10 protein-coding genes are annotated in these 14,718 nt (G+C 74.6%); 3 read left to right on the forward strand and 7 right to left on the reverse strand.

Translation table 11 applies throughout. The features are described 5' to 3' along the window. Nucleotides 1-61 precede the first annotated feature (61 nt). Nucleotides 62-976, forward strand: a complete 915-nt coding sequence (locus tag HS048_RS35890) for an NmrA/HSCARG family protein (RefSeq protein WP_196470303.1) — start codon at nucleotides 62-64, stop codon at nucleotides 974-976. Further along, a complete protein-coding gene (locus HS048_RS35895) occupies nucleotides 973-1,842 on the forward strand; it encodes a TIGR03620 family F420-dependent LLM class oxidoreductase (protein ID WP_196470304.1) in 870 nt (289 codons plus the stop codon). The genes HS048_RS35890 and HS048_RS35895 overlap by 4 nt, the downstream gene beginning before the upstream one ends. A gap of 310 nt (nucleotides 1,843-2,152) precedes the next feature. Here HS048_RS35895 and HS048_RS38625 read toward each other — a convergent pair whose 3' ends face one another. Then, complete coding sequence (locus HS048_RS38625) at nucleotides 2,153-4,033, reverse strand: diguanylate cyclase (protein WP_196470305.1); 1,881 nt, start codon at nucleotides 4,031-4,033, stop codon at nucleotides 2,153-2,155. A gap of 401 nt (nucleotides 4,034-4,434) precedes the next feature. Here HS048_RS38625 and HS048_RS35905 point away from each other — a divergent pair, with 401 nt between their 5' ends. Further along, the gene (locus HS048_RS35905) at nucleotides 4,435-5,898 is read left to right on the forward strand and encodes a GGDEF domain-containing protein (RefSeq protein WP_196470306.1); all 1,464 of its coding nucleotides are present in this window, start codon (nucleotides 4,435-4,437) and stop codon (nucleotides 5,896-5,898) included. Nucleotides 5,899-6,021: 123 nt separating this feature from the next. On the opposite strand, the gene HS048_RS35910 is transcribed toward HS048_RS35905, so the two are convergent. The 6 genes from HS048_RS35910 to HS048_RS35935 form a co-directional block, all read right to left on the reverse strand. Beyond that, the gene (locus HS048_RS35910) at nucleotides 6,022-6,651 is read right to left on the reverse strand and encodes a hypothetical protein (protein ID WP_196470307.1); all 630 of its coding nucleotides are present in this window, start codon (nucleotides 6,649-6,651) and stop codon (nucleotides 6,022-6,024) included. A gap of 368 nt (nucleotides 6,652-7,019) precedes the next feature. Then, nucleotides 7,020-8,681: an ATP-binding protein gene (locus tag HS048_RS38410; protein WP_196470308.1), complete on the reverse strand. Its 1,662-nt coding sequence runs from the start codon at nucleotides 8,679-8,681 to the stop codon at nucleotides 7,020-7,022. 234 nt (nucleotides 8,682-8,915) lie between these two features. Beyond that, on the reverse strand, nucleotides 8,916-9,842 hold the full coding sequence (locus HS048_RS35920) for a type II secretion system F family protein (RefSeq protein ID WP_153054660.1): 927 nt from the start codon (nucleotides 9,840-9,842) through the stop codon (nucleotides 8,916-8,918). 4 nt (nucleotides 9,843-9,846) lie between these two features. After that, complete coding sequence (locus HS048_RS35925; RefSeq protein WP_196470309.1) at nucleotides 9,847-12,039, reverse strand: type II secretion system F family protein; 2,193 nt, start codon at nucleotides 12,037-12,039, stop codon at nucleotides 9,847-9,849. Further along, nucleotides 12,036-13,472: a CpaF family protein gene (locus tag HS048_RS35930; protein WP_196470310.1), complete on the reverse strand. Its 1,437-nt coding sequence runs from the start codon at nucleotides 13,470-13,472 to the stop codon at nucleotides 12,036-12,038. The genes HS048_RS35925 and HS048_RS35930 overlap by 4 nt, the downstream gene beginning before the upstream one ends. Then, nucleotides 13,472-14,701 (reverse strand): AAA family ATPase, encoded by a 1,230-nt coding sequence (locus tag HS048_RS35935; protein ID WP_196470311.1) that lies wholly within the window; start codon nucleotides 14,699-14,701, stop codon nucleotides 13,472-13,474. Before HS048_RS35935 ends, HS048_RS35930 begins: the two co-directional genes overlap by 1 nt. Between the last annotated feature and the right edge of the window lie 17 nt (nucleotides 14,702-14,718).

The following is a 14,718-nucleotide window of genomic DNA, read 5'->3' on the forward strand; positions in this document are numbered from 1 at the left end:
AACGGAGGGACACCCCAGTTAAGCGGGTGGCCTCCGCATGCCTACTGTCGGGAGACATATCGTGAAGACCATCGTGGTGATCGGGGCCACCGGCCTGCAGGGTCGAGCCGTGACGGCGCGGCTGCTCGCCGACTGCTGGCGGGTACGGGCGGTGACGCGCGATCCGGATGCCGCGCCGGCCCGGGCGCTGGCGCAGACGGGCGCCGAGCTCGTCCGCGCCGAGATGGACGACGTCGCCTCGCTCGTCGCCGCCGCCGAGGGCGCCTACGGCCTGTTCAGCGTGCAGCCCACCGTCGGCTCCCCGGGCACCCCGGCAGGCTTCTCGGCCGAGGACGAGGTCCGCTGGGGCTGCAACGTCGCCGACGCGGCCCACGCCGCCGGTGTGCGGCACCTGGTCTACGCCTCGCTCGCCGGCGCGGACCGCCACAACACCGAGAAGCTGCCGAGCAACACGATCAACAAGTGGCGGATCGAACAGCACATCACCCGGCTTGGCCTGCCCGCGACCTTCCTGCGCCCGGTCTCCTTCATGGAGAACTACACCGGTGCCTACCACCTGCACGACGGCGCCGTGGCCACCGCGTTCGCCGCCGACACGCCGCAGCAGATCATGGCCGTCGACGACGTCGGCGCCTTCGCCGCGCTGGCCTTCGCCCAGCCGGGCGAGTGGATCGGCCGGGCGGTCGACCTGGCCGGGGACGAGCTGACCCCATGCCAGATCGCCGCGGCCATCTCCGAAGCCGTCGGCCGGCCGCTGCCGTACGTCCAGATCCCGATCGAGGTGATCGCGCAGATCGGCGAGGAGTTCGCCTACGCCTACACCTGGCTCAACGAACGCGGCTACCGCGCCGACGTCGCCTTCACCCGCGCTCTGCACCCCGGCCTGATGGACCTGCGCACCTGGCTGCAGCGGACGGGAGCGGCCCAGATCGCCGGCTTCCTGGCCGCCCAGGACACCGCCGAGCAGGACCGATGAACGCGCTCGCCCTCGGAAGGGTCGGCATCTGGGCGGGCGAGATGGACCGCTATCCCGCCCTTGCCCTGCGCCAGGCGGCCGCCGCCATTGAGGACCTCGGCTATCCGGCCCTGTGGTTTCCCGAGACGACCGGCCGCGAGGCGATGGCCCAGGCCGCTCTGCTGCTGTCGGCCACCCGGCAGACGGTCATCGCCACCGGCACCGCCAACATCTATGCCCGCAATGCGGTCAGTGCCGCGGCCGCGCAGCGCACCCTTGCCGAGGCCTTCCCCGGGCGGTTCCTGCTCGGCCTCGGCGTCAGCCATCCTGCCCTGGTCACCGACGTGCGCGGCCATCGCTTCGGCCCGCCGGTGGCGACCATGCGCGCCTACCTGGACGCGATGGAGGCCGCCCCTTTCGGCCCGCCGGCTGCTCCCGGGGCGCCTAGGGTGCTGGCCGCGCTGGGCCCGAAGATGCTCCAGCTCGCCGCCGAACGCGCCTGCGGCGCCCACCCGCTGGGCATGCCGGTCGAGCACACCCGCCGGGCCAGAAGCCTGCTCGGACCGCAAGCGCTGCTGGCGGTCACCCAGCTCGTTGTCCTGGACTCATCCCGCGCCCGCGCGGCCGAGTTGGCCCGGGCCCACGCGGCCGCTGCCCTGCCCAACCGGCTCGCACTGCTGCGCGACCTGGGATTCGACGACGCCGAATCCCTCGACGGCCGACTGGTCGACGCCCTGGTGGCCACCGGCGGGGCAGAGGACATCGCTCGGCGGGTTGAGCGGCATCTCGATGCCGGTGCGGATCACGTCAGCCTGCACGTGCTGACGGCCACACCGGATGAGCCGCCATGGCGTCAATGGCAGGAACTTGCCGCGCAGTTGCTGTGAACGAGCTCCTGATCAGGCCATCCAGGAACGGGCTGGGACGTGCCGGTCCGTCATCATGCCACCCCTGCAACGGGCATCAAGCCAGGGCCGCGGCGAACAACACCCGTGGTTCCCGCGGCCAAACCGTGGAAACGTCGTCCGATCGACCGAGGTCATAGCCAACCCCCGCAGATGCGGCCAACAAGACGCCGCCAACCCTAACGATCAGCCATCAGTCCTGCGGCCTCTTTCCGGCGTATTCCGGCCGCCCCCACCGGAGACGTTCAGGTGGCGGTTCCGGGCCCGGTCCCCGCACGGTCCCGCCCGGCGCTCAGGCCGCGGCCGTCCCCGCCGCCGCGGCCCCCGGCCCCACGACCGCCACCCCGCCCCCGGTCTCGACCGCCCTCCCGACCCCGACACCCCCGGGAACCCCGGCGGCCGCGGTCCCCGCCTCGGCCGCCCCGGACACCTCGGCGGCCCCGGACACCTCGGCCGTCCCGGCCAGCATCACCCGGTTCCGACCCGCCCGCTTGGCCGCGTACAACGCCTCATCCGCCGCATGCAACAACTCCCCCGCCTCCATCCCCCCCGAGACCGCCGCCACCCCCGCACTGAACGACACCGACAACGTATGACCCCCCGCCGGCACCCGCCCCGCCGCCACCCACACCCGGATCTCCTCCACCCGCTCCAACGCCTGCTCCCCCGACGCCCCCGGCAACACGATCACGAACTCCTCCCCCCCATACCGCGCCACCACATCACCCGACCGGATCCGCCCCCCCACCAGCTTCGCGAACCGCATCAACACCTGATCACCCGCACCATGACCATAACGATCATTGATCTGCTTGAAATGATCGATGTCCAGCAACGCCACACTCAGCGCCTCCCCCGACGCCGCCGCCAACCGCAACTCCCGCCCCAGCGCCTCCATCAGAAACCGCCGGTTGTGCAACCCCGTCAACGCATCCCGCACCGCCTGCTCGGCCAGATCCGCCCGCAACGCCTCGATCATCGCCACCTGCTCCTGCAACCGCGCGTTCGCCTCCACCAGCGCCCGCCGCTGCGCGTTCAACGCCGTCACATCCCGCCCCACGAACGCCCACCCCACCCGCTGGCCCCGCGCATCCACCAACGCACTCACCCGCACATTCAGATCCACCCCACGACCCCCCGCATCCACCACCGTGTAGTGGGCGTCCATCTGGTCGGCCAGGTCGAGCGGCGCGTCCAGACCCTGGGGGAACAGCTTTCCGGGCACGGCGTCCTTGTGCTCGGCCACGGTCATGATCCCCGGATCGCTCCCCTCCGCAGGGGAGGGGAGCGGTGCGGCCTGCGTGTCGGTGAGCGGAACGTGGGCCAGCACGCCCAGGATCGGCAGCCCGGTCATCCGCTCGGGCGCGCCGGGCGCCAGTTGCCGGAGCATGCGGTCGGCCGCCGGGTTGAGGTCGAGGATGCGACCGGAGGGGTCGATCGTCAGGACCAGGTCGCTGATCCGGTCCAGCACGTGCGTGCGCTCGACCGGCACCAGCTCGTGCAGGGACAGGCGCACCAGCGCCCAGTAGGACAGGACCACGGTGGCGCAGAACCCCACCGGGGTCATGTCCGCCTCGCTGGTCAGGCCCAGCAGGCTGGCGACGTTGACCGCGGTGGAGGGCGTGGCGGCCAGCAGGGTGATCCCGTACAGCCGCCGCTGGGCGCGCGGACCGCGGATCCACGCGCGCACCAGCCGCGCCACGCAGACGGTGAGCAGGACGTAGCTGTAGGCGGTGTGCGCCCAGAAGAGCGGGCCGAGGTCCACCTGGAGGGCGCCCTCCCCGGCGGGGTCCGCGAACGAGATGAACCAGCGGCGCCAGGGGGCGACCAGGAACACGGCGAGGACGAGCGCGGGCTCCACCGACAGCCACAGGGCCGTACGGCGCGACAGCCGCCAGGCGCGGTCGACCACGGCCAGCGACAGGCAGTGGAAACCGGCCATGACGACGCCCACGGCCAGGAAACCCGTGGCGCCCAGCCACACGGACACGCCGGGGTCGACGGTCAGGAAACCGAGCCAGCCGGTAGCCGACCAGACGGCGATGCCCGCGGCGACGACCGCCAAGGTGCCCACCGCCGGCGCCACGCGCCTGCGCCGCCAGCCGACCACCGCGACGGCGGAGGCCACCACCGCCGACAGCATGAAGAGCAGGGCCAGGAACGGCTCCCTCATCGCCACTGCCTTTCCTCAACCGCCGCGTCCCCCGGCGCCCGCACGGGCCGCCGGTCCGATCGCGATCTTCCATCAGATCTAGCGAGGGGACTGCCGGGTTCACCCGGCAGGGGAATCGCTTCCCTGTTACGGTTTCTCTGCTTGAAACGGGCAGGGCTTGTCCGTCGCCCACCTCGGCAGAGGAAAGCGAGAAGCCGCTCCCTTCAGGGAGCGGAGGAGTCACGCCGAAGGCACCCCGCGGGTCTCCCCCGTAGCTTCGGCACGCGGACCGGGCTGTTGACCCTTTCCCTGGTCATACAGGGGAAAGGGTCAACAGCCCGGTCCGCCGGCCGTGCCGCTCTCCGGCGCGTTTTTCCCGGGGACGGACTCAGAATCCCGGATGATCGGCCGATCATCTCTGTATGGCCTCTCTCCGTACCCGATGGCTGCTACCGGCGGCGGCGCTCGTCTCCGTCGCCACCGCGGCGACGGCGGAAGCCGTGACCGGCGACGTCATCTACTTCACCGGTTACACCGTCGTGTGCGCCGCCGCCTGGTGGGCCGCGCTGCGCCAGGCCGGGCCCGGCGAACGGTGGCCGTGGCTGCTGATCGCGGTCGCCCAGACGTTCTGGCTGGCCGGCGACCTGGTGTCGTCGGCCGCGTTCCGGTTCTTCCCGTACTGGGACCCGACCGGCTGGATGGACGCCCCGTGGCTCGCCGGATACCTCGCGCTCGGCACCGGGATCATGCTGATGGCCCGGCTCCGGGCCCGGGGGCAGCTGCGCGAGCCGCTGCTCGACATGCTCACCCTCACCACCGCGGTGACTATCGGCATGTGGTGGCTCCTGGTCGCGCCCGCGCTGGAGGCGAGCGGCGGCCTCTACACCGCGGGCATCGCGCTGGACGCCGGCTACATGCTCGGCGACGTGCTGATCACGGCGGCGGTGCTGCTGCTGGTGCTGTCCCCCGGCAGGCGGAGCGCCCCGACCGGGTTGCTGGTCACGGCGGCCTGCCTGCGGCTGGTCACCGACCTGGGGTACGCGGTCCTGCCGCATCTGGGCGTGGCGATGGAGAGCCTGGCCTCGCTCGGCGGGCTGGTGCTGTTCGGCAACTCGCTGATGGTGATCACCGCCCTGCACCCCGGCCGCGCCGAGCTGATCCGTCCCAACCCGCGGACCCGCACGCTGCACCCGGCCCGGCTCGTCTTCCTCGGCCTGGCGCTGCTGACCGCCCCCGCGGTCGCCGTCGCCCAGGGATCCGGCCCGCAGGCCCAGCGCATCGCGCTGCTGGTGGCCACCGTCGCCGCCAGCGCCTTCATCCTGGCCCGCTTCGCCGGGGCGGTGCGCGAGCAGGAGCGGGCCGAGCGACTCCTGGCCTACCAGGCCTCCTACGACCCGCTGACCGGCCTGGCCAACCGGCGCACGATCACCGGCCGCCTGGACGCCTGCTCCGCCGGCGACGTGCTGCTCTACCTCGACCTGGACGGGTTCAAGGCGGTCAACGACACCTACGGCCACGACGCCGGCGACGCCCTGCTGGTGGAGGTCGCCCGGCGGCTGCGCGCCGCCGTGCGCGAGGACGACCTGGTGGTACGGCTCGGCGGCGACGAGTTCGCGCTGCTGTGTCCGCAGGCCTCGGTGCACACCGACGTGATCCCCCTGGCAGAGCGGGTCCTGGATGCCATCGCCGAGCCGATCGGCTACGACGGCCACGAGCTGCGCGTGGGGACGAGCATCGGCATCGCGGTGGTCGACGAGACCACCACCCCCGGCGACCTGGTCCGCAAGGCGGACGCCGCCATGTACGAGGCCAAGCGCGACGGCCGCGGCCGCTGGGTCCTCGCCGGGCCGCCCCCGAAGCCCGCTCCGCTCTCGCTCGCCGGCTGAGGCCCGGAACGCCGTCGAGGCCGCCGCCCGGGTGTCCGGGTGGCGGCCTCGACGGCGTCTGCTCGGGTGCCCGTCGCCCCGATCAGGGGTCACCGGGCGGTGGTGCGATCCGGGGTGCGGGTCTCAGCGGGTGGCGGTGCGCAGCACGGTCGCGACCAGGTCCTTGGCCGGAACGGCCGGCTCGGTCTTGACCGTGACCGGCGTGGCCGGGTTCTTGTCCTTGACCGCCCACGCACCGGAGGCGAACGGCTCCGGGTGGTTCTTCTTGCCGACGCCCTTGCCCCACTTGGTGACCACATAGGTGACCTTGATGTGGCCCTTGCCGCCGTTGCCGTCCACGCCCAGAGTGTCGGCGTTGAACTCCCCGCCGGTCAGGTCGGCGAAGGTCTTGGCGTCCAGGTCCAGCATGATGCCCCGGTTGGAGGGGATGCCCGGGCCGCGGTCGCCCACGAAGAACGGCGCCTTCTTGCCCTTGTACAGCACGTAGCCCTCGGTCATCAGCGGCCAGGACGGGGAGGCGGCCAGGCCCTTCTGCATCGGCTTGCCCGAGGCGGGCAGCCCGGTGTCACCGGCGCGACCGGAGGCGTCGTCCCAGTAGTAGGACGCGGTGGTGGCGCCCTTGAGCATGACCTGCTCACCCTCACCGCTGTCGGCGGCGGCGGCGCTCGCGGTGCCGGCCACGACCGCGCCGGCCAGGGTCAGGGCGGCGGCGGTGGTCAGGGCGCGGGCGGCGAGGCGGGCGGTGGCGGTCATGAAAGCGGATGTCCTTTGCTGCGGCGACGAGGTCTCGGCCGGTGGTGCCGGTGGCCGGTGCGGGCCCGTGTCGTAGCGGCCTACGACATCCAGTAAGCCGTCTGGACGTAGCGGCCCCAGTGCAGGAAAGGTGCAGCCCGGTTGCCGGAACCCGGAAGTTCTAAAGTCCCGAAACCACCGAGGATCCCGGACGCATGAGCACCCGGAACGACGGCCGGGCACCGTGGCGGCCGGGCACCCGGGAACGGCGACCGGGCGCGGTCCGCCGGGCTCCCCGACGACCGATCACCCGGGTCACGGCGGCGGGTGCGGGCCGTCCGCACGGTCTGCCGGAGCACGGCGGCGGCTCGGCCCCGGCGGCGGTGACGTCACGTGTCGGGGAGGGCGACGGGCAGGGTGAAGAAGAAGGTCGTGCCTCCTTCGGGCCGGGCTTCGGCCCAGATGCGCCCGGAGTGCCGGGTGATGATGCGCTGCACCAGGCTCAGGCCCATGCCGACGCTCTGGTAGGTGCCGGTGGGGTGCAGCCGCTGGAAGGGGGTGAACAGCTCCTTCAGCTGGCCGGGATCGAGTGTGACGCCGTCGTCGTGGACGAGGTAGGTGGTGAAGCCCTCCGGCCCGGCCTGGTAGCCGACCTCGATGCGGGCGACCGGCCGGTCCCGGGTGGATTCGACGGCGTTGTCCAGCAGGGTGGTCACCGCCTGCCGCAGCAGGGCGGGATCCCCCTGGCAGGGCGGCAGGTCGGCCAGGTCGAACCGGATGTCGCGGCCGGCCCGGCGCTCGGCCAGGTCCGCCCACACCTGGCCGGTGAGCGCGGCCAGGTCCACCCGCCGCAGGTCGACCTGACCGCGCTGCAGCCGGGAGAACGACAGCAGGGCGGCGATGAGGTCGGCCATCCGGGCCGCGTTGGAGCGGATCTTCTCCACGAACAGGCCCGCCTCCTCGGCGGACATCCGTCCCGGGTAGTGCTCGGCGAGGACCTCGGCGTACGCGCTCATCGCGGTCAGCGGGGTGCGCAGGTCGTGGGAGATGCTGGCGGCCAGCAGCTCCAGTTCGGTGTTGAAGGCGTGCAGTTCGGCGGCCTGGCGGCGCAGCTGCCGCTGCCCCTGCAGCCGGCGGTGCGCGATGTGCCCGATCGCGGCGACGGCCACCAGCCCGAAGAGCGCGGCCGCCAGCAGGACGACCCCGAAGCGCCGCTGCGCCTCGTCCGCCGGGGCGTACAGCCTCCGGTGCGGGGCCTCGGTCACCAGCCGCCAGCCGTCCGGCCAGACAGGGGCGGAGGTGTAGTGCCAGTCCTGGCCCGCCGCGCGGTAGTCGCCGTCCGGGCTCCGCTCCAGCGCCGCGGCCAGGGGCGGAACGAGCCGGGCCAGGGGGACGATCTGCGGGCCCAGGCCTCTGGTGGCGGCGACGACGTTGCCGAACCGGTCGACGAGGTAGGCGTGGCCGCCGCGGGGGACGACCGCCTCGCGCAGGTAGTCGCCGAGCGGGCTGTCGGCCGCGACGAGCCCTCCGGAGAAGACCCGCCGCCCGTAGGGGGTCGGGAACGGCACGGCGATCGCGGTGAGGGACCGGCCGGGGACCACCACCGACGCGTACACGTCGGAGACGGTGATCCGGTCCCGCTGCAGGGCCAGGCGGACGTGCTCCAGTTCGTCCGCCAGGTCCCGCCCGATCAGGGCGGGCTGCGACGGCCAGGTGAGCATGACCCGGCCGCGGTCGTCGAGCAGGATCATGGACGTGTAGCCCAGTCCCGCCCCGAACACCTCCAGCCGCTCCTGGCTGACGGTCCGGTCGGCCAGGGCCCTGGCGGCGTCCTGCCGCTGCCTGGTCGCGAGCCCGGTCAGGTAGGACCGGGTGAAGGCGGCCGCGACCTGGGTGCGCTGGGCCAGGCCCCCGTCCTCCGCGGTCCGCAGGAACCGGCCGGCCCACGTCCACGTGCCCGCCGCGAGCGCCACGAGCAGCAGCCACGCCACCGGGCCGAGGAGCACGGCGAACCGGTCGCGCAGTCTGCTCTGGCTGTCGGCCTGGGCCACGGCACCTCCGGATCCATCGCAAGCTGACATTCCCGTGCCGCTCGGCGGACCGGCGACCGGCACGCTCCCCGGCGCGAGGGCGGGCCGACGATGACACTCCGTAACAGTCGAACACACAAAGCTAACCACTGCTCCCATCGGCCGGACGCCGCCCCCGGGCGGGTCACGAACCCCTCGGCCGAGGGAGCGCGGCCCGCCGGCGCCATCGCGGCCGGAGCGGGCAGGCCCGGCCGCTCAGGTACCGAGGAGCTCCATGATGCGCAGGGCGCCCGGGCCGATGATGATCACGAAGAGGGCGGGGAAGAGGCAGAACAGCAGCGGAAAGAGAATCTTGATGGGGACCTTCTGCGCGGCCTCCTCGGCGCGCTGGCGGCGGCGCAGCCGCATCTCCCTGGACTGCTCGCGCAGCACGTTCGCGATCGGCACGCCGAGCTCCCCGGCCTGCACCACCGCGGCGGCGAAGCCGCGCAGCTCCACCACGGTCGTGCGGCCCGCCATGGCCCGCAGCGCGTCGCTGCGCGGCTTACCGATCTGCATCTCGCGCAGCACCCGGGCGAACTCGCCCGCCATCGGCCCCTCGGCGTTGGACCGCACCTGCGCCACGGCCGCGTCGAAGCCCAGGCCCGCCTCCACGCTGACGGTGAGCATGTCCAGCACGTCCGGGAGGGTCCTGGCGATCTCCTGCTGGCGGCGCACGCCGAGGTTGTAGATCAGCAGGTCGGGCAGGAGGAACCCGGCGGCCGCGCCCGCCAACGCGCCGATCAGCGCCCCGGAGCCGCCGAGGCCGGAGCCGTACAGCGGGCCCAGCAGGGCGCCGCCCGCCAGGCCCAGGCCCTTGGCCTGCATGACCCGCTCGGCGGGCCACTTCGGCGGGTTGCCCGCGTACGACAGCGAGCGGTGCAGCCGGGCGACCAGCCCGGCGGGGGTGAGCCTGCGGCCGAGCTCGCCGAACCTGGCGGCGAGCGGGCGGAGCACGCGGTCGGCGAACGGCTCCGCCGCGGGCTCGGGCGGCGCCGCGCCCGCGCCGTAGACGTCCTCGACGGCGGCCAGCCGCGCCGCCGCCACCCTCCGCCCGCCGCGGCCCGCGGCCAGCGCCCTCCAGGCGAGCACGACGGCGCCGATCAGCGCCCCGAACCCGGCCATCAGCGTCAGTGCCCCCACCGGCTCAGACCTCCACCTTGATCAGGCGGCTCATCCAGAAGGCGCCGACGGCGACCAGCAGCACCGCGGCGCAGAGCATGACGACGCCGAGCGGCTCGGTGTAGAGGGGGCGCACGTACTCCCCGCGGATGAGGAACATCCAGGCGCCGATGCCGACCGGCAGCGCGATCAGGACGTAGGCCGACAGGCGGCCCTCGGCGGTGAGCGCGCGCACGTGGCGGCGGAGCCGGGCGCGCTCGCGCATGGTGTCCACCGCGGTCGCCATGATCTCGGCCAGGTTGCCGCCGACCTCGCGCTGGATGCGGATGGCCATGACCAGCCAGGACAGGTCCCGGCACCGGGTGCGCCCGGCGGTCTTCTCCAGCGCGTCCTCCAGGTCGACGCCGAGCCGGGTCTCGGCCAGGGCCCGGCCGAACTCGGTGCTGACGGGTTCGGCCGACTCCCGCACCAGGGCGGCCAGCGCCTGCCCGAGGGAGAACCCGGAGCGCAGCGAGCCGACGACCAGCTGCAGGGCGTCGGGCAGGTGCTCGGCGAACAGCCGGGCCCGCCGGTCCGCCCGGTGCCGCCGGTACAGCTCGCAGCCCGCCCAGGCCGGGCCGGGCCCGAGCAGGATCCCCGCCGCGGGGGACAGCAGCAGGCCGACCAGGAGCGCGCCGCCGAACGCGACGCCGACCCGCAGCAGCGTCCACTCGTGGGGCAGCAGTTTCATGCCCGCCTCCTCGAGCCGGGCGGTGATGCGCTCGTGCCGTCCGCGGGCGCGCACCACCTTCTCGGTGAGGGCCAGGGCCGCGCCCGGCACGCCGAGGACCGCCCCGGCCGCCGTGCCGGGACCGCCCGCGGGTGCGGCGCGGCGCTGCGTGAAGCGGTCGAGCTGGGCGAGCCGGTCGGCGGGCAGGCCGCGCCGGGGCCGGGCGAACGCCGCGGCGGCCGCCGCCAGGGACAGCAGCAGCGCGGCGCCCCCGGCCGGGTACAGCCAGGCGGGCGGCCCGGCGGGGGCGGCGACGGCCGCGGGGGGAGCCGCGGAGGGGGCGGCCCGGGGCCCGGCTGCGAAGTCCACGGTCACGGTCGCGCTCGCAGTCGGTGGAGTGCCGGTCGAGGGCGTGCCGGTCGGCGGAGTGCGGGTGGAAGGAGTGCCCGCCGGGGAGGGGACGTCCGCCGGCCGGCCGGGGTCCGCGGCCTTCCCGCCGGTCCGCACCTCGACGGTCAGGCGCGCGGTCCGGCCGGCCAGGGAGCCGGGCACCCGTACGGTGACCAGGACCGGTGCGGAGAACGAGGCCGCCGCCGACAGGAACGCCGCCGCCAGCTCCCCGCCCTCGGCGGCGCGGCGGACCCGCCCGCTGCCGGACGCGGCCAGCCGTCGCAGCGCCTCCTCGTCGGCCCGGGTACCGAACGCCACCACGTCGACGGGGACCGGATCCCGCCGCAGGTGCAGGGCGAGCAGGTTCAGGGAGGTGCCGGAGGAGGTGTCGGCCCCGTCGGACAGGACGAGCAGCCGCCGGTCGCCGCCCCGGCCGGCCAGCAGTTCCCGGCCGGCGGCGACGCCGTCGTACAGGGCGGTGCTGCCGGACGCCCGCATGCCGCGCACCGCCGCGGCGAACGCCCCGCGGTCGCCGGTGGGCTCCAGCAGGGTCTCGGCCCGGTCGCCGACCCGCACCAGGCCGAGCCGGACGTCGGCGGGCACGGCGCGGGCGTAGCGGAGCGCGGCGTTGCGCGCCTGGGTCATGGCCGGGCCGGACATCGAGCCGCTGGCGTCGAAGACGATCACGACGCTCCTGGCCGGTCCGGGCGCGCCCCCGGTCCCCGCCGGTGCGGCGGTGGCGGCCAGCCGTACGTCCCCGGCGCGCACGGTGATCTCGGCCTCCTCCAGGGAGGCGCCTTCGGGCAGGTCGCGGGCCGTCAGGTAGAACTCCGCGGCGCCGGGGAGGACCCGTACGGCGCTGACCGCCAGCGACGGGTCGTCCGCCGCGGCACCGGACGGCACCGCACCGGACGGCGCCGCACCGGACGCCGCGGTGGCGGGCACCGCCTGCGGCAGGGCCAGGACGGTCAGCACGGCCGTCACCAGGCCGAGTGCGACGACCCTCAGCGCGGCCGCCGCCGTGCCCATCGCTGTATCCGCCGCCGTGCCCGCCATCGTGTTCACCGCCGTGCCCGCCGTACCGGCCCGGGTCCGGGGCCTGCGGCTCGCCGGGTTCACCGGGCGCCGCCGAAGAGTCCCGGCGGGATGGTGACGCCCGCCTTGGCGATCTCGTCGAGGAACGACGGCCGCAGCCCCGTGGGCACCAGCGTGCCGCGGTAGCGGCCCGTCTCGTCGATCCCGGCGCGGTAGTCGAAGGCGAAGATGTCCTGGAGGGTGATGATGTCGCCCTCCATGCCGGTCACCTCGGTGACGTGGGTGATCCGGCGCACGCCGTCCTTCATCCGGGTCACCTGCACGATGACGTCGACGGCGGAGGCGATCTGCTCGCGGATCGCCCGCGCGGGCAGGTCCACCCCGGCCATCAGCACCATCGTCTCCAGCCGGGCCAGCGTGTCGCGCGGCGTGTTGGCGTGCACGGTGGTCAGGGAGCCGTCGTGGCCGGTGTTCATCGCCTGCAGCATGTCGAGCGCGGCGCCGTCGCGGACCTCGCCGACGACGATCCGGTCCGGGCGCATGCGCAGCGCGTTGCGGACCAGGTCCCGGATGGTCACCTCGCCCCGGCCCTCGGTGTTGGCGGGCCGCGACTCCAGGCGCAGCACGTGCTTCTGGCGCAGCTGCAGCTCGGCGGCGTCCTCGATGGTGACGATGCGGTCGCCGGCCGGCACGAAGCCCGACAGCACGTTGAGCGTGGTGGTCTTGCCCGAGCCGGTGCCGCCGCTGATCACCATGTCGAGGCGGCCGCGCACGCAGGCCTCCAGCACCTCGGCCACCGGCCGGGTGAACGTGCCGAAGGCGATCAGGTCGTCGACGGTGTAGGGGTCGGCGGAGAACTTGCGGATGGTCAGCAGCGAGCCGTCCAGCGCGATGGGGGCGACGACGGCGTTGACCCGGCTGCCGTCCGGCAGGCGGGCGTCGACCATCGGGCTGGCCTCGTCGACGTGGCGGCCCACCCGCGAGACGATGCGGTCGATGACGCGCCGCAGGTGGGCGTCGTCGGCGAAGCGCGCGCCGACCTCCTCGATGCGCCCGGCGCGCTCCACGAAGACCAGGCCGGGCCCGTTGACCATGATCTCGGTGACGTCGGGGTCGCGCAGCAGCGGTTCCAGCGGGCCGTGGCCCAGGATGTCGTCGGCGACCTCGGCGGCGACGCGGGCCCGGTCGGCGGCCGTCAGCGGCGTCTCCTCCGCGGCCAGCACCTCGCCGATGGTCTCGCGGACCCTGCGCCGCAGGTCGTCGTCGTCGCCCATGTCGGCGTACATCTGCGGGCCGAGCACGTCCAGCAGCGCCTGGTGGGCGCGGCGGCGCACCTGCGCGAGCGGGTCGTCCGGCCTGGCCTGCGCCTGCGCGGACGTCCCGGTCCCGTCCCGGCCGTTCCGCGGTCCTGGGTCGGCCCGGTGGCCTGTGCGGTGGTCGGTCCGGTGGTCGGCGGGGTGGCCGGTCTGCGGGGCGCTGGCGGCCTGGCGCCGGGCGATGCGGTCGCCGAGTCCCATCAGATCCTCCCGTCCCTGCGCCGCAGCAGCCCGCGCCGCCCGCGCCCGCGCCGGGGCTCCTGCGCCGGTACGGCGTGCAGGTGCCGGACGGCGAGGTCGGCGACGGCGCGGCTGACCGGATGGGCCGGGTCACCTGCGGCGAGCGGCACGCCCCGGTTCAGCGAGAGCGGCACGTCCGCGCTGGAGGGGACGTGCGCGTGCGGCGGGACCTTCAGCACCCGCTCGACGTCCTGCGGGGTCAGCCCGACCGGTGAGCCGGACCGGTTGAGGGTCACGACGCGCCGCTCGGCGGGCTGGCCGAGCAGGTCGAGCGTTTCCAGGGCGATGCGGGTGTTCTTCAGCGTCAGCACGTCGGGCGCCGAGAGCACCAGCAGGTGGTCGGTCAGGTCGAGGGCGGCCAGCACGGGGTCGGAGAAGTGCGGGGGCGTGTCGACGACGACGTAGTCGAACATGCCGCGGGCCAGCCGGAGCACCTCGCCCACCAGGGCGCCGTCGATCTGCTCGCCGTCGGTGGGGCGCAGGGGCGCCAGCAGCGTCTCCAGGCCCGGCCGGTAGGAGGTCAGCAGCGAGCGCAGGCCGGTCTCGTCGAGCCGGTCGGCCATGGCGACGGCGTCGGCGAGCCCGCGCTCGGGGGTGAGCTGCAGCGCGATCGCCACGTCGCCGAACTCCACGTCCAGGTCCACGAGCAGGACCCGGTGGCGGCCTCCGGCGGCGAGCGTCACCGCGAGGTTGGTGGCGATCGCGGTCTTGCCGCAGCCGCCCTTGGTGGCCAGCACCGTGACGATCCGGCCGGGCCGCCCGCCGGACCCGTCCTCCGCGCCGGTGGCCGGGAGCGCGCCCTGCTCGCCCGGGGCGCCCGGCCAGGGGGCGGCCGCCAGGTGCCGCGACAGCTCCAGCGAGCGCTCGCACGCCTGCCGTACGGCCTGCGGGTCGCCGGGGTCGGCGATCTCGCGGATCCCGGCGCGCAGCGCCTCCCGCAGCAGGGCGGGGCCGGCGTCGGCGCGCAGCAGCACCACGCCGGTGGCCGGGCCGCGCAGCCGCTGTTCGGCGGCGAAGGCCGTCGCCTCGGCGGTCCCGGCGCCGGGGCCGAAGACCACGAGCGGCTCGCCGGGGTCGGCGGCCAGGAGCGCGGCCAGCTCGTGCGCATCCGCCGCGATGCGGGCGGCCGGGTCCAGGAGCGCGGCCAGCCGCGCGGCCTCGGCGGGCCGCGGCTCGTACAGGACGGTCAACACCGCCTCCCTCCGGT

This window comes from Planomonospora sp. ID91781, assembly GCF_015711595.1.
Lineage (GTDB): Bacteria > Actinomycetota > Actinomycetes > Streptosporangiales > Streptosporangiaceae > Planomonospora > Planomonospora parontospora.

Coding starts and splice junctions, on each gene's coding strand:
- HS048_RS35895 (WP_196470304.1), top strand. CDS start 973: ATGAACGCGCTCGCCCTCGGAAGGGTCGGCATCTGGGCGGGCGAGATG.
- HS048_RS38625 (WP_196470305.1), bottom strand. CDS start 4,033: ATGAGGGAGCCGTTCCTGGCCCTGCTCTTCATGCTGTCGGCGGTGGTG.
- HS048_RS35905 (WP_196470306.1), top strand. CDS start 4,435: ATGGCCTCTCTCCGTACCCGATGGCTGCTACCGGCGGCGGCGCTCGTC.
- HS048_RS35910 (WP_196470307.1), bottom strand. CDS start 6,651: ATGACCGCCACCGCCCGCCTCGCCGCCCGCGCCCTGACCACCGCCGCC.
- HS048_RS35930 (WP_196470310.1), bottom strand. CDS start 13,472: ATGGGACTCGGCGACCGCATCGCCCGGCGCCAGGCCGCCAGCGCCCCG.